This window comes from Bradyrhizobium vignae, from assembly GCF_900324035.1.
GTDB classification, from domain to species: domain Bacteria; phylum Pseudomonadota; class Alphaproteobacteria; order Rhizobiales; family Xanthobacteraceae; genus Bradyrhizobium; species Bradyrhizobium vignae.
Window position 1 is genome coordinate 5,592,730 of record NZ_LS398110.1, and the last position, 21,509, is coordinate 5,614,238.

19 protein-coding genes and 2 pseudogenes are annotated in these 21,509 nt (G+C 64.5%); 10 read left to right on the forward strand and 11 right to left on the reverse strand.

From position 1 onward, the window contains the following. Window positions 1–9: 9 nt before the first annotated feature. The 3 genes from BRAD3257_RS27095 to BRAD3257_RS27105 form a co-directional block, all read right to left on the reverse strand. Window positions 10–1,029, reverse strand: coding sequence for a S1C family serine protease (locus BRAD3257_RS27095; protein WP_122404420.1), 1,020 nt, complete (start codon window positions 1,027–1,029; stop codon window positions 10–12). Between the two features lie 93 nt (window positions 1,030–1,122). Next, the gene (locus BRAD3257_RS27100) at window positions 1,123–1,575 is read right to left on the reverse strand and encodes a hypothetical protein (protein WP_122404421.1); all 453 of its coding nucleotides are present in this window, start codon (window positions 1,573–1,575) and stop codon (window positions 1,123–1,125) included. Between the two features lie 210 nt (window positions 1,576–1,785). Beyond that, window positions 1,786–3,384, reverse strand: coding sequence for a GMC family oxidoreductase (locus tag BRAD3257_RS27105; protein ID WP_122404422.1), 1,599 nt, complete (start codon window positions 3,382–3,384; stop codon window positions 1,786–1,788). 200 nt (window positions 3,385–3,584) lie between these two features. Between BRAD3257_RS27105 and BRAD3257_RS27110 the strand changes: the two genes are divergently transcribed. Then, complete coding sequence (locus tag BRAD3257_RS27110; RefSeq protein ID WP_122404423.1) at window positions 3,585–4,373, forward strand: thermonuclease family protein; 789 nt, start codon at window positions 3,585–3,587, stop codon at window positions 4,371–4,373. A 327-nt stretch (window positions 4,374–4,700) separates the two neighbouring features. Here the strand turns inward: BRAD3257_RS27110 and cyoD are convergent, their stop codons facing one another. Genes cyoD through BRAD3257_RS27130 form a run of 4 tightly spaced genes read right to left on the reverse strand, consistent with a single transcriptional unit; the run spans window position 4,701 to window position 8,548 of the window. After that, on the reverse strand, window positions 4,701–5,087 hold the full coding sequence (cyoD, locus tag BRAD3257_RS27115) for a cytochrome o ubiquinol oxidase subunit IV (RefSeq protein ID WP_122404424.1): 387 nt from the start codon (window positions 5,085–5,087) through the stop codon (window positions 4,701–4,703). Then, on the reverse strand, window positions 5,084–5,725 hold the full coding sequence (locus tag BRAD3257_RS27120; protein ID WP_122404425.1) for a cytochrome (ubi)quinol oxidase subunit III: 642 nt from the start codon (window positions 5,723–5,725) through the stop codon (window positions 5,084–5,086). Before BRAD3257_RS27120 ends, cyoD begins: the two co-directional genes overlap by 4 nt. Beyond that, window positions 5,725–7,725, reverse strand: a complete 2,001-nt coding sequence (gene cyoB / locus BRAD3257_RS27125) for a cytochrome o ubiquinol oxidase subunit I (protein ID WP_122406776.1) — start codon at window positions 7,723–7,725, stop codon at window positions 5,725–5,727. The genes BRAD3257_RS27120 and cyoB overlap by 1 nt, the downstream gene beginning before the upstream one ends. Next, window positions 7,715–8,548: a cytochrome ubiquinol oxidase subunit II family protein gene (locus BRAD3257_RS27130; RefSeq protein ID WP_122404426.1), complete on the reverse strand. Its 834-nt coding sequence runs from the start codon at window positions 8,546–8,548 to the stop codon at window positions 7,715–7,717. The genes cyoB and BRAD3257_RS27130 overlap by 11 nt, the downstream gene beginning before the upstream one ends. Before the next feature lie 242 nt (window positions 8,549–8,790). Between BRAD3257_RS27130 and BRAD3257_RS27135 the strand changes: the two genes are divergently transcribed. After that, window positions 8,791–9,591 carry an SDR family NAD(P)-dependent oxidoreductase gene (locus tag BRAD3257_RS27135; RefSeq protein ID WP_122404427.1) on the forward strand — a complete coding sequence of 267 codons (801 nt, stop codon included), beginning with the start codon at window positions 8,791–8,793 and terminating at the stop codon, window positions 9,589–9,591. Window positions 9,592–9,641: 50 nt separating this feature from the next. On the opposite strand, the gene BRAD3257_RS27140 is transcribed toward BRAD3257_RS27135, so the two are convergent. Continuing rightward, window positions 9,642–10,979, reverse strand: a complete 1,338-nt coding sequence (locus BRAD3257_RS27140) for a PQQ-dependent sugar dehydrogenase (RefSeq protein WP_122404428.1) — start codon at window positions 10,977–10,979, stop codon at window positions 9,642–9,644. Between the two features lie 230 nt (window positions 10,980–11,209). Between BRAD3257_RS27140 and BRAD3257_RS27145 the strand changes: the two genes are divergently transcribed. The 3 genes and pseudogenes from BRAD3257_RS27145 to BRAD3257_RS27155 form a co-directional block, all read left to right on the forward strand. Further along, the gene (locus tag BRAD3257_RS27145) at window positions 11,210–12,400 is read left to right on the forward strand and encodes a urate hydroxylase PuuD (RefSeq protein ID WP_122404429.1); all 1,191 of its coding nucleotides are present in this window, start codon (window positions 11,210–11,212) and stop codon (window positions 12,398–12,400) included. A gap of 144 nt (window positions 12,401–12,544) precedes the next feature. Further along, window positions 12,545–13,402, forward strand: coding sequence for a VOC family protein (locus BRAD3257_RS27150; RefSeq protein ID WP_122404430.1), 858 nt, complete (start codon window positions 12,545–12,547; stop codon window positions 13,400–13,402). A 9-nt stretch (window positions 13,403–13,411) separates the two neighbouring features. Beyond that, window positions 13,412–13,564: pseudogene (locus tag BRAD3257_RS27155) on the forward strand (transglycosylase SLT domain-containing protein); the annotation flags it as partial. Window positions 13,565–13,646: 82 nt separating this feature from the next. Here BRAD3257_RS27155 and BRAD3257_RS27160 read toward each other — a convergent pair. Then, window positions 13,647–14,714: a DUF1236 domain-containing protein gene (locus BRAD3257_RS27160; protein WP_122404431.1), complete on the reverse strand. Its 1,068-nt coding sequence runs from the start codon at window positions 14,712–14,714 to the stop codon at window positions 13,647–13,649. Between the two features lie 99 nt (window positions 14,715–14,813). Here BRAD3257_RS27160 and BRAD3257_RS27165 point away from each other — a divergent pair, with 99 nt between their 5' ends. Next, window positions 14,814–15,275, forward strand: coding sequence for an NUDIX hydrolase (locus BRAD3257_RS27165; protein ID WP_122404432.1), 462 nt, complete (start codon window positions 14,814–14,816; stop codon window positions 15,273–15,275). Between the two features lie 35 nt (window positions 15,276–15,310). Here BRAD3257_RS27165 and BRAD3257_RS27170 read toward each other — a convergent pair whose 3' ends face one another. After that, the gene (locus tag BRAD3257_RS27170; RefSeq protein ID WP_122404433.1) at window positions 15,311–16,294 is read right to left on the reverse strand and encodes a Bug family tripartite tricarboxylate transporter substrate binding protein; all 984 of its coding nucleotides are present in this window, start codon (window positions 16,292–16,294) and stop codon (window positions 15,311–15,313) included. A 419-nt stretch (window positions 16,295–16,713) separates the two neighbouring features. Between BRAD3257_RS27170 and BRAD3257_RS41185 the strand changes: the two are divergent. The 4 genes and pseudogenes from BRAD3257_RS41185 (at window position 16,714) to BRAD3257_RS27190 (ending at window position 19,798) form a co-directional block, all read left to right on the forward strand. Beyond that, a pseudogene (locus tag BRAD3257_RS41185) lies at window positions 16,714–17,347 on the forward strand (hypothetical protein). Continuing rightward, window positions 17,313–17,630 (forward strand): HGGxSTG domain-containing protein, encoded by a 318-nt coding sequence (locus tag BRAD3257_RS27180; protein WP_244607694.1) that lies wholly within the window; start codon window positions 17,313–17,315, stop codon window positions 17,628–17,630. The pseudogene BRAD3257_RS41185 and the gene BRAD3257_RS27180 overlap by 35 nt, the downstream one beginning before the upstream one ends. A 256-nt stretch (window positions 17,631–17,886) precedes the next feature. Further along, entirely contained in the window at window positions 17,887–19,407 is a 1,521-nt protein-coding gene (locus tag BRAD3257_RS27185) for a CYTH and CHAD domain-containing protein (RefSeq protein WP_122404435.1), read from the forward strand. Window positions 19,408–19,417: 10 nt separating this feature from the next. Next, the gene (locus BRAD3257_RS27190; RefSeq protein ID WP_244607695.1) at window positions 19,418–19,798 is read left to right on the forward strand and encodes an avidin/streptavidin family protein; all 381 of its coding nucleotides are present in this window, start codon (window positions 19,418–19,420) and stop codon (window positions 19,796–19,798) included. A 124-nt stretch (window positions 19,799–19,922) separates the two neighbouring features. Here BRAD3257_RS27190 and BRAD3257_RS27195 read toward each other — a convergent pair whose 3' ends face one another. Next, a complete protein-coding gene (locus BRAD3257_RS27195; RefSeq protein ID WP_122404436.1) occupies window positions 19,923–21,347 on the reverse strand; it encodes a TAXI family TRAP transporter solute-binding subunit in 1,425 nt (474 codons plus the stop codon). Window positions 21,348–21,509: the final 162 nt, after the last annotated feature.

Genomic DNA, 21,509 nt, shown 5'->3' on the forward strand with positions numbered 1-21,509 from the left:
GTCCGGACCCTAGCGCGCAGGCTTGCGTTCGATCGGATCGATATCGATCGCCCGCAGGCGGCCGAGCCGCAGCACGTCCATGGCCAGACGGCGGCCGATGCGGTCGCGGTCGAGCACGCGGATCAGGTCATCGACGCCGTTGATCTCGACGCCGTCGAGCCTGATCACGACATCGCCGGGGAGCAGGCCGGCCTTCGCCGCAGGTCCATCAGGCTCGATCTGCATCAGAAGCGCGCCCATCTTGTTCTCGACCCCGGCCAGCACGGCATGCCGCCGCGGGATCGGCGCGGTCTGCCCGGCGACGCCGATATAGGCGCGGCGGACATAGCCGTGGCGGATGATCTCCGACAGCACGAATTGCGCGGTATTGCTGGCGACCGCAAAGCAGATTCCTTGCGCGCCATTGATGATGGCGGTGTTGATGCCGATCACCTCGGCATTCGACGACACCAGCGGGCCGCCGGAATTGCCGGGATTGAGTGCGGCATCGGTCTGGATCACGTCCTCGATGGTACGCCCGCTGACCGAGCGGATCGAGCGCCCGAGCGCCGAGACGACCCCGGCGGTCACGGTCGATTCGAAGCCGAGCGGATTGCCGATTGCGATCACGAGCTGGCCGCGCCGCAAGATCTTGGAGTTGCCGAGCGCGGCGTAAGGCAAGTCGCGCACGCCGTTGGCGCGCAGCAACGCAAGGTCGGTGTCGGGATCGACACCAAGCACCTGAGCATCGCCGACATGGCCCTCGACGTCGCGCAGCCGGATCTCCTTGGAGGAGCCGACCACATGGCTGTTGGTGAGGACAAGACCATCCGGCGAGATCACGATGCCGGAGCCCAGCCCGCCGCGCTCGCGGCCGTTCGGCACCTTCGGCCCGGTCTCGACCCGCACGACCGCAGGGCCGACGCGGTCGGTCACATCGATCACGGCATTGGAATAGGCGTCCAGCAGCGCCCGGTCATCGACCGGGGTAGCCGCCGTCCTTCGCGATGACGCTGCGTCATCGGCGATATCTGAGGTGAAATCCAGCATGGCAAGAGTCCTTGAAGGCTCACATAGATGGTGGCCTGTTCCCGCCAGCGCAAGTGGCCCGGCCGGGGCGCAGGGCTGGACCTGCCAAGATGGCTAGGGCGCGCGTCGCAGCGTGCCTCCCCTCGCCTTGACCGGGTCGAGCAGCGACCAGTCCCCATCCGGGAGCACGTGCCCCCTGGGAAACGGCGCGCGCAGCTCCAGCCCCAGCGAGCGCAGCACGCGGTCGTCGCGGTAATAGCATTGCAGGACCACGCGGACGAGCGTTGCAGCGGCGATGCCGCCGGAGATGCGGAACTTCTGGGCGACACCGGCGCGCGCGACGGGCTCGAGGTCGGCCAAGGGCATGCCGGCCAGCCGCGCCAGATGGTCCAGCGCCGCCACCACCAGTTTGGTGTCGCGGCCGAGCGTTGCGAGGATGTCGGCCTGGATCGCGGGATCGTCGGCGCCGGGCACCTTGTACTCGTCGCTGGCAGGAATGATCATCGCCGCGATGGTGCGGAGGTCATCGCGCTGCCGAGGCGTGAGGGTGAGTTGTTGATCAGACATGGCGTGCTCTCGTTGGTTCATTCCCGCCACGAAGACGGTGCGCTCCCTCCCCCGCTTGCGGGGCAGGGTCGGGCAGAGGGTGTCTCCGCAGAGGGACTCCCCCAAGGGAGAGAGCCCTCACCCGCCGCGCTCTTCGAGCGCGTCGACCTCTCCCGCAGGCGGCAGAGGTGCAGCGAGTTCGTGGCGGGTTCGGTGCATCCATCACGCGCATCAATCAAATAAATTAGCCAAGCGCTGCTTCATCTGGTCGGCGATGTAGAGCGCGAGCGCCTGGATGGTGGAGGTCGGGTTCACGCCGCCCGAAGTGACGAAAATGCTGCCGTCGACGATGAAGAGGTTCTTCACGTCGTGCGAGCGGCCCCATTCGTTGACGACGGAGCGCTCGGGGTCGGTACCCATGCGCGCGGTGCCGAGCAGGTGCCAGCCGCCCCACGGGATCGGCGAATTGACGCAGATGTCGCTCGCTCCTGCCGTATCGAGAAACTCGCGGCCACGCGCCAGCGCATGCTCCATCATCTTCCGGCTGTTCTCGCTGATGGTGTAGTCGACCTTCGGCGCGGGAATGCCGTGACTGTCCTTCAGCACCGGATCGAGCGTGACGCGATTGTGCTCCTCCGGCAGGTCCTCGCAGATCGCGGAGAAACCCAAACGATGACCGTTGAGCTTGCGGAAGACGCGGTGATGATCGGCGCCCCAGGGCAGAATGCCCTTCTGCTCGCTGACCACGGCCTCGAACACCGGCCCTGCGCCGCGCACGAACTGCACGCCATAGCCGCGCACGAAACCGCGCGACAGGTCCGTGTCGTACCACTGCTTGCTCCACAAACAGGTCGGCGGCGCACGGTTGGAATCGGTCGGCTCCTTCACATAGCCGTAGATCTGCGCATAGGGATGGAACATCAGATTCTTGCCGACGAGGCCGGACGAATTGGCAAGTCCGTTCGGGAATCGCCCCGAGGCCGAGTTCAGCAGCAGGCGCGGCGTGCCGACACCGTTGCAGGCGATGATGACGACATGCGCGGGCTGAAACTGCTCGATGCCGTCCTTGTCGTAATACACCACGCCCGAGGCCATGCCATTCTCGTCGGTGGTGATCTCACGCACCCGGCAATGGGTGCGCAGCTCGACGCCGGCGCGGATCGCGTGCGGCCAGTAGGTAATGTCGGTCGAGGCCTTGGCGCCCTGCGCGCAGGCCGGCGTGCAATGGCCGAGATTGATGCAGCGCGCCCGGCCCTCATAGTCCATCGTCGCGACCGTGGTATCCGACGGCCACCAGTGCCAGCCGAGCTTGTTCATGGCCTTGCCGATGATGGCGCCGGACAATCCGAGCGGCTGCTGCGGCATCGGCGGATGCGTCAGCGGCGACAGCGGATCGCCTGATAGGCCGGACGTGCCCATCATGCGGTCGTTCTCTTCGAAGAACGGGGTCAGCGTGTCGTAGTCGATCGGCCAGTCGTCGGCGACGCCGTCGAGCGTCTTCACCTTGAAATCGGAAGGGTGCAGCCGCGGCCAATGCGCGGTGTACATCACCGTCGAGCCGCCGACCGCGTTGTAGTTCACGACCTTGATCGGGGAGTTGTCGTCGTTGACGGGATAGTCCTCGGGCCGGCCGCGGACGTTCGGGCTCGACGACCATTCGCCGTAGAACTTGGCCTCCCAGTCGCGGCCCGTGCTGGGATATTCCGCCGGGTTCATCCAGCCGCCCTGCTCCAGGCAGAGAATGTGCATCTTGGTTTCGGCCAGCGACCACGCCACCGCTGCGCCGGAAGCGCCGGCGCCGATGATCAGGACGTCCACGGGGTCTTTCATCGCAGCCTTTTCCTCCCCCTCGCCGCTTCCCGGGCGATTCGGCCATTCGCGCTCAGCGAGGCCGGCAAACGATAGGGTCAGAGCGACGGCCGAGTAAAGCCGCGAGGCCGGAATGTCGCACTTCGCAGGGCGCAGACCATTGGTAACGCCAAATCCGGATGCTAGGAACAGGGCGCACGAGCCATCGATAGCGAGACCGTATGTCCTCCCGAAATTTCTTTGCCGCCGCCCGCGCTTTTGCGCTCGTTTCGTTGTTCGCCTTGTCCGGTTTTCTGGCCTCGTCCGGACCAGTCGCCGCGCTGACCGGCGCCGCGACTGTCCGTGACGGCAACTCGATCCAGCTCGGCGACGTCACCTACCGGCTCGACGGCGTCGACGCGCCCGAGCTGGATCAGGTCTGTATCGACGATCACGCCGATTCCTGGACCTGCGGCATCGAGGCCCGCGACCAGCTGGCGAAGCTGATCAACAAACGGACGGTGCGCTGCGACGATGTCGGCCCGGAGAAGAGTTTCGGCAAGCGGCACCGCGCCATCTGCACGGCCGAAGGCGACAAGGCCAGCTTGAACGAGCAGCTGATCAAGCTCGGCTTTGCCCTCGCGCGCGAGCCTATCAAGGCCAACGTCAAGCCGGCAGCCGCCGAGGCCAAGACGGCGGCGGTTGGTATCTGGAAGGGCTGCTTTGTTGCGCCGCAAGACTTCCGTAGCGGCAAGAAGGACGGCGCGCTCCTCGGCGCCGCCTGCCGGCGCGACCGCGACAAGGAGATTCGCGCCGTGCTGTTTCCGGAGGAGCTGACCATGCCGCCCAGCTGCAGCATCAAGGGCAAGCTAGCGGTGCGCGCCCGCGTCACCGGCAATATCGGCATCTATCATCTGCGCGGCTGCCCGAGCTATCCGGCGACCACCAAGCCCGACCGCTGGTTCTGCTCGGAGGACGACGCCCAGGCCGCCGGCTTCCGCAAGGCCTACAATTGCCGCCGGCCGAAATGAGCGAGTTGGTTCACGCATCCGTGAGTGGTAGTCCGAGACCGTATTGATCCGGAATTGAACTTCATCGGCAGTTGCTGCACTTATAAATGTACGCAAGCGCCTTGCGCGAGCGTTCCTCGGCAGCAATCCGGCTTCGGCCCGATTGCCTTGCTCGGGCGTTTCCTCCCTAGACTTGGGCCGCTTGTCACCGCAAGCGGCTCTTCTTTTTTGTGCGTCGCTCCAAACCGAACCTGTCATGCCCGGGCTTGTCCCGGCCATGCCGATGCAGAAACGTCAGCGTTCAAAAAAGATGTTCTGGTGACGCCCCGCTACGATTGTTCGGTGCCATCACTGCATCCGCATGATCTGATCCATCGGCGGCATGTTCGCATTCAGATGCGACATGATCCAGACCGTACCGCCCACCACCAGGAAGACGATCAGCAGTCCGAAGGCAAGCGCCAGCACGTTGTTGGTGTTGTCGGGGCCGGTGGTGATGTGCAGGAAGAACACGAGGTGCACGCCCATCTGCGCGATCGCGAGCACGATCAGCGCGACGGGAATCGAGGGTTGCCAGACCAGGTCCGTGCCGGCGATGAAGAACGACGTCGCCGTCAGCAGCAGCGCCAGACCCAGACCGACGACATAGCCCAGGATCCGCTCGCCGACACTGTGTTGCTCTTCCTCGCCCGGAGCGAGATCGTGGTGAGCGGTCAGATGCGTCTCGTCGCTCATGGCGCACTCCCGAGCAGGTAAACGACGGAAAACACCGCGACCCAGATGATGTCGAGCGCGTGCCAGAACAACGCAAAGCACATCATCCGCCGCAAGATGTCGGCGCGAAAGCCCTTTGCGAACACCTGGGCCATCATGGTGAGGAGCCACAAGATGCCGGCAGAAACATGCAGGCCGTGGCACCCGACCAGCGAGAAGAACGCGGTCAGGAACGCACTGCGCGACGGGCCGTAGCCACGGGCGACAAGGTCGGCGAATTCGCGGAACTCGATGGCCAGGAATATGAGGCCGAGCACGCAGGTCACGGCCATGCCGAGATAGAACCAGAACCGGTTGCGCACGTCGGCGGCAATGCTGGCCATGCCGCAAGTGAAGCTCGACAGCAACAGGCAGACCGTCTCGATCGCGACGTTCCGCTGCTCGAAGATCTCGGAGCCCCTGGGGCCGCCCGCGGTCTGGCCGGACAGCACGGCATAGGCTGCGAAGAAGCAGGAGAACATCACGATGTCGGAGAGCAGGAATATCCAGAAACCATAGGCAGTCACGATCCGCTTCGGCGCGGGCCCGGGATGCTCGATGACGCGCCCGATGTGATGGGGATCGGCATGGACATGGTCGGCGGTCGCGGTCATCGCCATCAGACTGACCCCGCCATGCTGACGAGGCTGCGCCGCTCCTCGATATTGACGCGGTCGATGCGGGCGACCTCCTCGGCCGGGATCACGTATTCGTCATGGTCGCGCCAGGCGAACACGACGAAGGTCGCGAATGCGCCGATACCCCCCAGGATCACCATCCACCAGATGTGCCAGATCAGCGCGAAGCCCATGATGGTGGCGAAGAACGCGCAGACGAAGCCGGTCGGAGAATTGCGCGGCATCTCGATATCCTCATATTCGCGCTCTTCGTGCGCGAACGATTGCTGCCGGGCATGGGCCTTCATCTCCCAATAGGCGTCCTCGCCGCGCACATCGGGATTGAAGGCGAAATTGAACACCGGCGGCGGCGACGACGTCGCCCATTCCAGCGAGCGCCCGTCCCAGGGATCGCCGGTGCGATCTCGCAGCGCCTCGCGGTCGCGAATGCTGACCACGAGCTGCATGATCTGGCAGATCACGCCGATCGTCAGCACGGCCATGCCGAACGCGGCGATGATCATCCAGGGCCGCCAGGCCGCGACGTCATAGTGCTGCATGCGCCTCGTCATACCGAGCATGCCGACGATGTAGAGCGGCATGAAGGTGACGTAGAAGCCGAGAAAGGTGAACCAGAACGCGGCCTTGCCCCAGCGCTCGTCGAGGCGGAAACCGAACGCCTTCGGAAACCAATATTCGAAACCGGCGAAGGCGCCGAACAGCACGCCGCCGATGATGACGTTGTGGAAGTGGGCGACCAGGAACATGCTGTTGTGGAGCATGAAATCGGCCGGCGGCACCGCGACCAGGACGCCGGTCAAGCCGCCGATGATGAAGGTGACCATGAAGCCGACCGACCATAACATCGGCGTCGCAAAGCGGATGCGGCCGCCATACATCGTGAACAGCCAGTTGTAGATCTTCACGCCAGTCGGCACCGCGATGATCATGCTGGCGATGCCGAAGATGGCGTTGACGTCGGGCCCCGCCCCCATCGTGAAGAAATGATGCAGCCAGACCATGAAGGAGATGACGCAGATCGCCATGGTCGCCAGCACCATGGAGCGGTAGCCGAACAGCGCCTTGCCGGAGAAGGTCGAGACCACCTCGGAGAAGATGCCGAAGGCCGGCAGCACCAGGATGTAGACCTCGGGATGGCCCCAGGCCCAGATCAGGTTCATGAACATCATGACGTTGCCGCCGGCCTCGTTGGTGAAGAAGTGGAAGCCGAGATAGCGGTCGAGCAGCAGCATCGCGAGCGTGGCCGTGAGGATCGGAAAGGCCGCGACGATCAGAAGATTCGAGGCAAGCGTGGTCCAGCAGAACATCGGCATGCGCAGATAGTTCATGCCCCTGGTGCGCAGCTTCAGCACCGTCGTGACGAGATTGATGCCGGCCACCAGCGTGCCGACGCCGGAGATCTGCAGCGACCAGGCGTAATAGTCGACGCCGACGCCGGGCGAGTAGGACAATTCCGACAGCGGCGGAAAGGCGAGCCAGCCGGTGCGTGCGAACTCGCCGACCACGAGCGAGACGTTGACCAGCAGCGCGCCGGTCGCGGTCAGCCAGAAGCCGACCGAATTCAGCGTCGGAAACGCCACGTCGCGCACGCCGAGCTGGAGCGGCACGATCAGGTTCATCAGCCCGATCACGAACGGCATCGCCACGAAGAAGATCATGATGGTGCCGTGCGCGGAAAAGATCTGGTTGTAGTGTTCCGGCGGCAGATAGCCCTGCGACTGGTAGGCGACCGCCTGCTGGATCCGCATCATGACGGCGTCGCTGCCGCCGCGCAGCAGCATCACGGACGCCAGCAGGAAGTACATGACGCCGATCCGCTTGTGATCGACGCTGCTGATCCATTCGCGCCAGAGATAGGGCAGATGTCCCTTCACCACGACCCACGCCAAGACGCAGAGGATCGCGACCAGCACCACCGCGCCGGCGACGAGCGGGATCGGCTGATCGAACGGAATGGCCGACCAATCGAGCTTACCGAGCATCATGGCCTCCGCTGTGCGACCGGCCTGCTTCGGATGCGAGCTCTGGCCCGGGTCCCGGCGGAATATGCAGGGTCGAGATCAGGTCGAACAGCTGGGGATCGTCCAGGCGGTAGACGGGCCGGCCCTTCTCGATGCCCTGCTGCATCAGCCTCTTGTAGCTGTCTGCGTTCAGCACCGCATCCGTCTTCGCGGTGGCCGCCACCCACTCCGGAAAGGCGAGCGGCGAGATCACGTTGACGTCGAACATCATGTCGGGAAAACCGTCGCCGGAAAAATGCGCCGACATTCCCTGAAGCTTGCCTTCATTGTCGGCGCGCAGGTTCAGCTTCGTCACCATGCCGTTCATGGTGTAGATCATGCTGCCGAGCTGCGGGATGAAGAACGTGTTCATCACGCTCGAGGATGTCAGCTGGAAGTTCAGCTCGGCGCCGGCGGGCACCGTCAACGTGTTGACGGTGGCGATGCGCTGGTCCGGATAGATGAAGAGCCACTTCCAGTCGAGCGACACGGCGTGGATCCGCACCGGGCTGCCGGTGCCAGGCACCGGCGCAGCCGGATCGAGCTGGTGCGAGCCGATCCAGGCGACGCCGCCGAGCAGGATCACGGTCAATGCAGGGATCGACCACACCACCATTTCGACGCGGCCGGAATAGACGAACTCAGGCTGGTAACGCGCCTTGGGATTCGAGGCGCGAAACCAGAACGCAAAAGCCAGGATCGCGAAAATGGTCGGCACCACGATCACGAGCATGATGAAGACGGAATCGACCAAAATGGTGCTGTTGGCCGCAGCCACGGGTCCTTGCGGATCGAGCAGATTCATCGGCAAGCCACTGGCGGTTGGGAAGCCCCGGGACTGAGCCTAACGCGGAAAAGTTCCGGCAGCAAACGCACTGGCCTCAGAACGGTTCCTGGACGACCGGGGTCAGCCACGCGCGATGCGCCGGCCGCAACATGCAATTCCATGTGATGTCAATGACATGAACGCAGACGCACGCCCTTCTCTCCGATCGGCGCGATTGCTAACCTGCACGAAAATAATCGAGAAGCTTGGGAGCGAGCCGGATGCGCTTGAAGGACAAGGTTGCGATCGTCGTCGGGGCCGGGCAAAGCTCCGGCGAGGGCATGGGCAATGGCCGCGCCACGGCGCTGACTTTCGCGCGCGAGGGTGCGAAGGTGTTGTGCGTCGACCACCATCTGGAGTCGGCGCAGGAGACGGTGGACATGATCACCGCGCAACACGGCACGGCCGCGGCCTTCAAGGCCGACGTGACCAAAGCTGTCGACATCAAGGCGATGGTGGCCGACGCGCAATCGCGCTGGGGCCGGATCGACGTGCTGCACAACAATGTCGGCGTCAGTCTCGCCGGTGGCGATGCCGAGCTGCTGCAGCTGACCGAGGAGGCGTTCGACCGCGTCGTCGCAATCAATCTGAAGAGCTGCATCCTTGCGGCGAAAGAGGTGATCCCGATCATGCGCGCGCAGAGAAGCGGCGCCATCATCAACATCTCGTCGATGGCGGCGATCACGACCTACCCTTACGTCGCCTACAAGGCGACCAAGTCGGCGATGATCGCCTTCACCGAACAGCTCGCCTACCAGAACGCCGAATACGGCATCCGCGCCAACGTCATCCTGCCTGGCCTGATGAACACGCCGATGGCTGTCGATACCCGCGCCCGCGAATGGCACAAGACCCGCGCCGAGGTCGAAGCCGAACGCGACAGCAAGGTGCCGCTACGCAGGAAGATGGGCACCGGATGGGACGTCGCCAACGCCGCGCTGTTCCTGGCAAGCGACGAGGCGAACTTCATTACGGGTGTGACACTGCCGGTGGATGGCGGCGCGAGCGTGAGACGGGGGTAGGTTTTTCTTCACACTCTCCCCGCTTGCGCGGAGAGGCGAAGAGAACTCGCTCATCGCGAATGCGTCACCCGCCAGATCGTGCCGTTGCCATCCTCCGAGATCAGCAGCGAACCGTCCTTGGCCGTGGCAACGCCGACCGGCCTGCCCCACACTTCGGTATCGCTCACGACGAACCCGGTGACGAAATCCTCGTACTCGCCCGTCGGCTTGCCATCCTTCATCTTGATGCGGATGACCTTGTAGCCGGTGCGCTTCGACCTGTTCCAGGAGCCGTGCTCGGCGGCGAAGGCGTCGCCCTGGTATTCCGATGGAAACAGAGTGCCCTGGTAGAAGGTCATGCCGAGCGAGGCCGAGTGCGGCTGGATCAGCACATCAGGCACCGTCACCTTGTCCTTGAGATCCGGACGTGCGCCGGCATGGCGGGGGTCCTCGTTGCCGCCGATATAGAACCACGGCCAGCCGTAGAAGCCACCCTCCTTCACGCTGGTCACGTAATCGGGCACGAGATCGTCGCCGAGGCCGTCGCGCTCGTTGGTCGAGCACCAGGGCAAGCCGGTCTGCGGCTGGATTGCGAGGCCGACGCAGTTACGCAGGCCGGTGGCGTAGATCTTGCGCTCCTTGCCGTCGGGATTGAAGGCCAACACCGCGGCACGCTCGAGCTCGCTGGCCCACGTTGCGCCGAGTGGCTGCGTCTTCGACCACGCCTCCAATCCGCCCGGCGGCGTGCCCATGCCCTCGGCGACGTTGCTGAGCGAGCCGACGGAGACAAGCATGCGCTTGTTGTCGGGCGTGAAGACGATATCGCGGGTGGAGTGGCCGCCATCATGCGGCAGGCTCGCCACAATCGTCTCCGCCTTGCCGCGCGGCTTGAGATCACCGGTCTGATACGGAAAGCGGACGACGCTATCGGTGTTGGCGACATAGACCCATTGCGGATGGTCGCCGTTCGGAAAGAAGGCAATCCCGAACGGTTGCCGCAGGCCGCTGGCAAACACCTCATTGGTCGCGACCTTGCCACCCTCTCCAGCGCGAAGCACGCGGATGGTGCCCGCCCGCGTCTCCGCGACGAAGACATCGCCGTTCGGCGCAACCCGCACGATGCGCGGCGCGCGCAGGCCTTCGGCGAACAGCTCGACCTTGAAGCCGGCCGGCACCTGGAGCGCCGCCTCGGGCGGACGCGGCACCACGCGTGACGAGCTCGCAACCGACCGCGTGGCGCCGGGCCTGACCAGATCCTGCGGCCTGATCAGCCTGACCGTGCCGGGCTTGTCGGCCCGCCAATCGCCATAGGCGTCCTTGCCCTGCAACACCGGCTCGGCCTGCGCGCCGAGCGCGACTGCAACCAGCAGCCCTGCGAGCACCGTCACGAACGATATCCTGTGGCTCACGTCGTCTATTCCCCGCCTTTCCCGCACGTCAACGCCGATCACCGGCAATGGCCTGCAGCAGGTCTGACGCCTGCCGAATCGCACGTCAGTTCATGCCCGCACGATGTGCATCAGCCACGGCCCATCATACTGGAAAATGCAGTTGATCGGTGCGACACATTGTAAGGGCGGCGACGGCCGGTTGCGGTCATCAAGGCTGCGGCACCGATGTCGCGACTGATGGGAAGATCATGTGGGGATCCGTCATATCGGAATGGGCGAGCCTGCTGCTGCGCTGGCTGCACGTGGTGGCTGCGATCGCCTGGATCGGCAGTTCCTTCTATTTCATCGCCCTCGATCTCAGCCTCAAGCCCAGAAGCGAGCTGCCTGACGGCGTGCAGGGCGAAGCCTGGCAGGTCCATGGCGGCGGCTTCTACCGGATCATGAAATATCTGGTGGCCCCTCACCAGATGCCGGACGAGCTGACCTGGTTCAAATGGGAAGCCTACACCACCTGGCTGTCCGGCTTCGCGCTGATGGTGGTGGTGTACTATCTCGAGGCCGATCTGTTCCTGGTCGACAAGTCGATTCTCGACCTCACGCCATTCCAGGCCGGCCTGTTCAGCTTCTGCAGCCTGGCGCTGGCGTGGCTGCTCTATGAGGCCGCCTGTCGCACCGGGCTTGCGCAACGCGAGCTGCCCTTCGCCATCGGCGGCTATCTGTTCCTGGTCGCGCTCACTTACGCCTTCACCCATGTGCTGAGCGGACGTGGCGCCTTCAACCAGATCGGCGCGATCATCGGCACCATCATGGTCGCCAATGTCTTCGCGCTGATCATCCCGAATCAGAAGAAGATCGTTGCCAGCCTCATCGCGGGCCAGGCGCCCGATCCAAAGCTCGGCATGGCCAGCAAGGAACGCTCGGTCCACAACAACTACCTGACGCTCCCCGTGGTCGTGCTGATGATCAGCAACCACTATCCCCTGCTCTACGCAACGCGCTTCAACTGGATCATCGTCGCGATCATCCTGGCGCTGGGGCCGGTGATCCGCCACTTCTTCAACGAGCGCCATGCCGGGCGCAAATCGCCGTGGTGGGTGTGGGGCGTGACGGCGGCCGGCGTGATCGCGATCCTCTTCCTCTCCGCCGCCGGTCCGCGCGAGGTGAAGACGGGCGCACTATCGACGCCGCCGACGCTCGCCAATGTCGAGGAGATCGTGATGTCCCGTTGCAGCATGTGCCACGCGGCCGAGCCGGTCTGGGCCGGCATCGTCACCGCCCCGAAAGGCATCCTGCTCGACGCACCCGAGCACATTCAGCGCAACATCCGCCTGATCGGGCGTGTGGCCGCCTGGTCGAGTGCCATGCCGCCCGGCAACATCACCGAGATGACCAGCGAAGAGCGCGCAGTCCTCGCCGCCTACATCGAGCAGGCCCGCTGACGTGCGTCGCGCGAGGGTGCCCTGCGCGGAAATGAAATTCCGCAACTGCCGCTGAATTGAAAATGACTCGGCCGCGTATCCGGCGTAGACATGACCGGCAGCCGCCGGCGCGGCCCAAAGTCAGTTTGCAATCGGGGAAGAACAGTGGCCCTCAAGAACATCATCGGTATCGACCACGCCGTGGTCATGGTGAAGGACCTCGACAAGGCTGCCGACAATTATCGGCAACTCGGCTTCACCGTGTCGCCGCGCGGCACCCACAGCGTCCATATGGGCACGGGCAACTACACCATCATGTTCGACCCCGACTATATGGAGCTGCTCGGCGTGCTAGCTGCGACCGAGCTCAACGCCCCGGCGCGCGCCTTCCTCGACAAGCGCGGCGAAGGTATCGAGCGTATCGCCTTCACCGCAATCGATTCCGCCGCCGGCGCCGCGGAGATCCGTGCACGGGGCCTGGAGGCGATTGGCCCGACCGATTTCGAACGGCCGGTGACGTTGCCAAACGGCACGGTCTCGGCGGCAAAATTCCGCACCTTCATGTGGCCGACCGCCGAAGCACCGGGCGGCGTGCGCATCTTCGCCTGCGAGCACAAGACCCGCGAGACGGTGTGGATTCCCGAATTGATGACCCACGCCAATGCGGCCAGGCGGATCAAGCAGACGCTGATAGCAACGCCGGAGCCGGCCAAGGATGCCGCTCACCTCGCACGTCTGATCGACCGCGAGCCAAAGACCGAGACGGACGGCGCGGTCACGGTGCCCTCCGGCGGCGAGCGCGCCGACTTCGTCTATCTGACGCTGGACCAGCTCGCCAAGCGCTATCCCGGCGTGCCGCTCGCAGGTCTCTCCGAGCGCGGCGGCGCCGCGCTGGTGCTGGTTAGCGCCGATCTCGCGGCGACCGAAAAAGCGCTCGGTTCGGCAGCCGTGCGGAGCGGAGCTGCAATCTGCGTGCCGCCGGCCAAGGCCAACGGCACACTGCTCGCCTTCGTTGCCGGCTGAGAGTTCGCCGATCGCCTATGTCACGCGCTTCGTGAAGCCGCCGAGGCCAGCAGCATTCCGGTGCCGTTCTTCGCGCACCTGCTCTGGCAGGAGAGCCGCTTTCGTTGCAACGAAGTCAGCCCGGCGGGCGCGCCGGGCGTCGCGCAATTCATGCCGGAAACGCCGTTCGCTTCGCCGCTCGAGAACGCTCCGCGAGCTGATGCGGAGATGGAGAAGCCGCTCGATGGAGCGGCTTCCGATGGGCTTAGTCGATCTCCTCGATCACGCGACGCTCGCTGGGCTCGATGACATAGGTCCGGGTGTCGCGATGGATGTAGCGATACTCCCGCAGGTCAGGCGCCTCCCGATAGACCGTGCTCGGGAATTCCTCGACCTCGACAGTGTCCGGGATGCGGTCACCGACATGGATCTCCGTGCGCGCAGTGCTGCCGGTGGTCCGCGCCTCGCCCCGTCCTTCGGTGCGAGTCTTCGCGTGCTTGCGGATCACTTCGCGATCGCGATCCGAAAACTTGCTGGCGCTACGCTCGCGCGTGGTCGTCGTCGTTGTTGCCGTGGACTGCCCCGAATACGGCAGCACCGTCACGATCTTGTAGGTCGCCGGATCGACCACGACGATCTGATCCTTCACCAGCGCAAAGCTGTAGCCGCGATATTGCGGCACGATCTCGACGACGTCGGGCGGCAATGTCGAGAGGTGCACGTCGCGCGGCACCACGGTGCCGACATTGAGCGCGAAATTGACGTTGGTCAGCGGTTGCACGTTCAGGCGCGAGATCGACGCGCTGATCTTGGTCTCCTGCTGCTTGTTGAGGTTGACGTCGGTCTGGGCGGCCGCCTGTGAATTGGTGCTCGAACGCTCGCCCTGCGCCTGATTGCTGGCTGGCGCATTCGGCGCCTGCTGGGCCTGGTTGGTTCCAGATGCAGCGGGAGCCTGCTGGGCCTGGTTCGTGTTCGCCGGCGGCGGGTTGGCGCTCTGCTGCGTCGCAGGTTGGTTGCCGGGTGCATTGGAGCTTGCCGTACCGCTCTGCGACGGAGCGGTCGGGCTTGGGTTGTTGGCGGCATTGGAGGAGCCGGGAGATGGTGTGTTGCTCTGCGCATTCTGGGCCGACGTTCCCGACGTCGATGGTTGCTGCGGTTGCGATGTGGTCTGCTGCCTATCGGCCGCGCCCGACGGCGAGGCGGTGGATGGCGCGGTGGAATTCGACTGTGATTGCGGCGACTGCTGAGACGTCGTGTTCGTGCCTGGCGATTGCGCAAAAGCGGCATTCGCCAGCACCAGCCCCAAGGCCGTGGTTGCCAGCAGGCGGATCATGATTCACTCCCTTTGATCAAAATGAACGTTGGCTACTAACCCACGTTAGGACGCTCTGTTCCAGTTAAGAGGCTGCCCCCAACCTGCACGGAACCTGCAATGCCATCGAAGAGTGCCGGGATCATCGCCTATCGGAAACGCGGGAAAGTCGAGGTGCTCCTCGTTCATCCCGGAGGGCCGTTCTGGCGTAACAAGGATCTCGGCGCATGGTCGATCCCGAAGGGCGAGTACGCGGACGGAGAAGACGCAGAGATTGCCGCGCGACGGGAGTTTGCCGAGGAACTTGGACTTCAGCTGTCCGTGCCGCTGATCGCGCTTGGCCAGGTCAGGCAGCGCGGCGGCAAGCTCGTCACCGCCTTCGCGGCCGAGCTGGACATCGACGTGCGCGGCATTCGCAGCAACACGTTCGAGATGGAATGGCCGCCGCGCAGCGGCAAGCGGCAGGCCTTTCCGGAAGTCGACCGCGCGCAATGGTTCACGCTGGAAGGGGCGCGGGAGAAGATCAACGCCGGACAACGTCCGCTGCTCGATCGGCTGGAGCAGCTGACCGGCGGCGAATAGGCGCGGCGTACTTGCCTGCGCTCGCCGATCGCGCCCTACTCCGCCTTGATGTTCGCCGCCGCCACCACCTCGGCAAGCTCCTTGGTCTCCTTCGCGATCTTCGCGGCATAGTCAGCCTGGCTGAGCACGCGGACGACCCCTTGCGAGCCGAGCTTCTCCTCGACCGCCGGATCCTTGGCAGCGGCGACGATCTCCCGGTGCAGCATCTCCGTGATCGGCGCGGGCGTCGCTTTCGGCATGAAGAAGCCGACCCAGAACGAGATGTCGAAGCCGGGATAACCGGCTTCCGCGACGGTGGGCACATCGGGTAGCGCCGGCAGCCGCTCGGCCGACGACACTGCCAGCGCGCGCAGCTTGCCGGCCTTGACCAGCGGCACGGCCGAGAGCGGATCGAACACCGCCAGGACCTCTTGCGCGAGAATGCCCATCTCGGCGGCCGAGCCGCCGCGATAGGGCACGTGGATCAGCTTGATGCCGGCCTTCTGGCTGAGCAGTTCCATGGCGAGATGGGCGAGATTGCCGTTGCCGCCGGAGCCGTAAGCAAGCGCACCGGGCGCGGCCTTTGCCGCAGCGACGAGATCGGCCACCGATTTGACGTTCGCCGTCTTGGGGTTCTCGGGATTGACGACGAGGACGAGCGGCGCCGACACGACAGTGGTGAGCGGCGCGAAATCCTTTTCCGGATCGTAGCGGATCTCCTTGAACAGCGTCTTGTTGAGCGTGATCGTCGACGAGTTGCAGGCGAGCATGGTGTAGCCGTCCGCATCCGCACGCGCGACGCCTTCGGCGGCGATCATACCGTTGGCGCCGGCGCGGTTCTCGACCACGAAGGGCTGGCCGAGCTTGTTGCCGAGGCGATCGCCGATGATGCGCGCAACGACGTCGACCGGTCCCCCCGCGCTGAAGCCGACCACCACCTTGACCGGCCGCACCGGATATTTCTGCGCGAGGGCATCTGTCGCCAGCACTGCTGCGCATAATCCGGCGATGACTGCCAGCAGGCGGGCCGTTCGTTGCATTCGTTCTCTCCCGGACTTCTTGGCGCCGCTTGTGCGTGTTTGTCGATGCGACGCGTTCATGATTAGCGGACGCGCCGGATTTCGCAATCGCGGTTGGCCGCCGGCATTCCGCCGCACGGCACGTGCACGCCGCTTCCAAACAAAAAATGCGAAAACAACCCCATGCACAGTAGCCGGCCCCTGTCGGAACAAGGACTTGCGCAGGGCGAGAAAATTTTCGGATTTACGAAATCCATTTTGACTCGTCGGGCAAAACAGTGGCATGATGGCATCATCGCAAAAATCGTGAGCATCCCGGCCTGCCCGACTACGGGCCGCCCGACGCGGTTGCGCGTAAACCCTTCATCGGCATCCCGAAATTCGCATTCGCGCGCGACAGCGGACGGTCGCTCGCGCCTGCCCATCAAAGGACACAGAGCATGACGACAGCACCGGCCCGCCACATCACCTCGCCGCTCGCGGCAAGCGATCGCAGCGGCCCGCTCGTGAGCCCGCGCATCAAACTCTACAAGCGGCGCATCGCGATCAGCCATCCCGACCCGCAGGCCGGCGAGCGGCTGCTGGCCGAGGCGCTCGGCGCCGCCGACCGCGACGCGCTGCAGGGCATGCTGAGGCAATTGGTCAAGGCCAGCGCGGTCGGGCAGAGGCCCGATGAGGCCAACCTCGCCTTCATGATCTCGACGATCAGGAGCATCGCGCCGAAAGATTCCATCGAGGCCATGCTGGTCTCCCAGATGGTCTCGGTTCACGTGGCGGCGATGCGTTGCGCATGTCGCCTCGCCTGTACGGATGATCTTGCACAGCAGGAGGGTGTCACCCGCGCATTGATTCGCCGCCCAGGTCGAAGCACTGAATCGCCACCGCAACAGCGACGAGCGCCCGATCACGGTACAGAACCTGTCGGTGCAGGACGGCGGACGGGCGATCGTGGGCAACGTCACGCAGCATGCGAATGTGATCGTTGCGGAGACCGGCACGATGGATACGGCTGCGGATACGGGAACGAGCGCAGGCTGCGATGCCCACCGCGGAAACGATGGACCCGGAGTGTGAATGGCACCAGCGCATGACCAGCGATCACATCCGTCATACGGATGCAATGCAGTCGAGCCCGCGCTGCGGCGCGCGGACACGCCACGGCACCGCCTGCCGCGCGCCGGCGATGCAAGGCAAGGCACGCTGCCGCATGCACGGCGGCGCGCGGAGATCGGGCGCGCCGAAGGGAAACCGGAATGCGCTCAGACATGGAATGTTCACAGAGGATGGTAGTGCCGAGCGACACCAGGTGCAGGCTTTGCTGGAGGACGCATGGAAGGTTCTGGATGAGCTGAAGTAGGTGGTGGCGCGACCTGCGCGCCAGGATGATCCATGGGCAGGCGCCTCGGCGCGGCGCCCGCGAATTGCCAAACAGCTCCGCGCCCGGTCACCGATCGAGGCTGCAAGATCGCGGCTCCAATCGACCATGCGCGCACCCGGTTCCGTGAAGTCTCAATGACCTGCAAGCTCTGGCACTGCTGGATTGAAATGCTCGCATAAGAGGGGAACTTACCGCCCTTGCGCCGCTTTGCTTCGGCAGCGGAAAGAGCTCCCACATGAACGCAGAGACGGAACTAAAATTCCGGATTGCGCCGCGACAATTGTCATCGGTCTTGCGCAACAACGGTTTGAACGGGCACCGCCGCGACCAGGCCGGGCAGACGCTCGTGTCGACCTACTTCGATACGAACAAGCACAAGCTCAGGCGCCATGGCTTGACGCTGCGGGTCCGGAAGGTCGAAGGGCGCTACGTGCAAACCGTGAAGGCGGGCGGCACGGGCGGAGTGACGCGCGGCGAATGGGAGCGCGAGATCTCCGGTGCAAGCCCTGACCTGAAGAAGACCAGGAAGACGCCTCTGCGACAGCTCGCGACCGGCAAACTCCCTCGCAAGCTGAAGCCGGTGTTCCAGACCAACATTCATCGCAAGGCGCGAGCGAAACGGGTCCGGAACAGCGAGATCGAGCTTGCCGTCGATCAAGGCCGGATCAGCGCCGGGCGGAGGTCGCGACCTGTGTCCGAGCTGGAGCTGGAATTGAAGTCCGGACGCGCTGCAGATCTGTTCCGACTGGCGCGCAAGCTCGAACGCAGCACGGGGGCCGAGCTCGATCTTCGCTCGAAATGCGAGCGAGGCTTCCAGCTGGTCGCAGGCAACGGCGGCGGTGCGCAACACGCCGAGCCGATCGAGCTGAAGCCGGAACTCCCGCCGCGGGATGCGTTCCGCGTCATCGCACATTCGACGCTGCGTCAGATCACGGCCAACGCCGATCCGGTGCGTGACATGGACGCCGAAGGTGTTCATCAGATGCGGGTCGGCCTGCGCCGCTTGCGGGCGGCGATCTCGCTGTTCTCCGACATCCTGCCTCGGGCGAGCACTGCGCGGATCAAGGCCGAGCTGAAATGGCTCACGGGCGAACTGGCGCCGGCGCGCGAGATCGACGTGTTTCTGACGGAGAGCATCGAGCCGATCACCGAGAAGGACGTTCCGCGACGCGGCGCTCGCGCGCTCCGCGTGAAGTTCTCCGGCGAGCGGCAGGCCGCATTCAGGCGTGCCCGCGATGCGGTTGCGTCGGCACGTTATCGCCGCCTGCTCATCGACGTGATCGAATGGATCGAGGCTGGACGGTCTCGCGTCAAGGATGACCGCTCGATCGCCGCTTATGCCGCGCAGGTGCTCGATCGGCGTATCCGGAAGGCGCGCAAGGAGGGCAAGCACCTGAACGATCTCGATCCGATGCAGCGCCACAAGCTACGGATCAAGATCAAGAAGATTCGCTATGCCGTCGATTTCTTCGAAAGCCTTTACAGCGATACCGACCAGAAGGAGCTCGCAGACCTGTCCGACCGGCTGAAGCAAATTCAATCCGCCCTGGGATCGCTCAACGACTTCATGGCCCACCGCGAACTGGCAACCGAGGCTGCGCTGACCGCGCCACCTGCGCACCGCCGTGCTCAGGCTTTCGCGTCAGGCGTCATCGTCGGCCATGAACGCGAGACGGCCGATGGCCTGATGAAGGACGCTGCAACGGAATTGCATCGGTTGCGCAAACTGCGCGTCGTGCCGAATGACCGAGCGTAGGAGAACCGGCATGGCAAGCGACATCGCCTGGGTCGGCAATCGGCGAAATCAATTCGGCTCGATCTTGCGCATCACTGACGACGCGAACGGCCGCATCGAGGGGAGTTTCGAGACCGCACTCGATGACAGCGGCTTTTTCGGGCAGGCGGTGCCCGTCACCGGGTTTCACAGAGGCAATTGCATTGCCTTCGTCGCGGTGGGCTCGTCCGTGACGGGGGACCGCGCCGTCTCCTACACCGGACTGCTGCGTCACGGAAAAATGGAGACTGCCTGGTTCGTGATTGCAGACCAGGCCTTGAGCGCGTCCAGGGAAGGCGAGCCGGCAAGGCTGAAGCCAGTGAACTGGTGGCGCGCCGTGACAACGAATGTCGATACGTTCGAGCGGAGCTAGCACTCAGCTCCCCGAGCCGAGGATCACTGCCGACAAGCCAACGGTGCCCCAAATGTCAGGTCTCGCACTTGACGAGGCACGGCAGAGCACGCGGGGCCAGCTACGGCAGGTTCAGATGGCGTCCTCATCCGCGTGGCGTCACGCCCTGGCCGGCTACCGCGCCGCGAACGGTTTCGAAGCTGACACGTTGCAATGCCGCCCGCCTCTCCGCGATGGCGCTGCTCAACAGCTCGAGCACCAGCCCGAATGCCGCGAGCTCCTCTTCTTCGACAGCCCCGTCATCGTAGCACTCGAGTGTCTCGCGGATGATTGCGTCGGCCTCACGCTGGAGTGCAACAAGTTCCTGGTTGGATTCCGCCGTGCGCGCGCTGGAAACCATGGCCAGGATTCTCTTGCGATGGCTGGTGTTGTCCTCTCGTTCGTCGCGGTTCAAATAGCGACGCAACCACGCGACTGCCGAGCCGATTCCGGACAGGAGCAGCAGGCCGAACCAGAAATAATCGCCATAGCGGTCGAGAAAGGTGCGTTCGTTGCCGTCGATGACGGCTGCCGCTCCCCGATGGACCGGCAGCTCGGTGTCCTTCTCGAGGTCTGGCTTGATGATGTGGGCGGCGCCAGGTACATGCCTCGCGATGGCCTGACGCACGGTAAAAAGCTGCCGGAAGAAGGCAGCAACGGTCGTTTCGGACAGGCTCTTTCTTGCTACGATGAGATGGCTGACGCTGACCGTCTCAACCTTGTCATCCGGCCAAGCTGGATCGAAGACGCCGGGCGGTATTTCCTCGGATTCATACCGGGGATGCTTCAGGGCGATTGCCTCCGATGTCTCGACGGCGAGAAACTTCGGCTCGCCTCTTGTGCGCGCTGTCGCAGCGACAGCATCCGACGTGATCCTGCTATCGAGCGGCCCGACCGCCATGAAGGCATCGAGGCTCGGATCGCGCGCCAGCTCCTCGATCTGGTCCGTGCCAAAGTGGGTCACCGCAACCTTGTCCGCCTCCGCCCCGGAGGCGCTCAGGATGACCCGCAGCAACGCGGCATTCGCCGGGGTCCGCCCGATGATGCCGACATGGCGCGCTGTGAGATCGGCAACCTCCTTGATTCTCGGCGCGCGCTTTGTTTTTGGATTCTTGCTTGCAGGTCCAGCCGGCGCCCACAGCACAACGAAGTTCTTGCGCAAGACGGCGACGGTCTGCGCCTCGGCGGGCATTTCCAGATCGGCCCGGCCGATCGCAAGGTCTGCCTTGCCAGCCCCAAGCAGGGCGAGGGACTCGACCGCCCCTTCGGTTTTGATCGGCGACAGCCTGACAGTGCGGCTTTCACCGCCGAAGACGTCGGCCATCGCCTGAATGACTTTGTAATCATCGCTGCCCGGCGGCCCAACCGCGATCTTGAGGCTGTAGGGCCGCAATGCATAGTAGAGCGCACCCGTTGCGGCGCCAAAAACAAGGAATCCAATCGCAAGAACCAGCAGTAAGGAATTGCTCCTCCTCCGCGCTCGACGGCCCGCGTCACTGTGCGTCTGACTAGAACTCTCGGACGAAGACATTGCCGCCGCCACTGCGGATCACAGCGCTTCCTGCCTGGCAGGGTGCCACGCTTTCCCGAACATAACGTCCTGACGGCCATCCTGGTTCACAACCGCCAGAGGCCTGAATGCGTCGGCGCGTCGTCGGTGAGGCCCGCGGGCATCGGCAGTGCAGGCTGATTG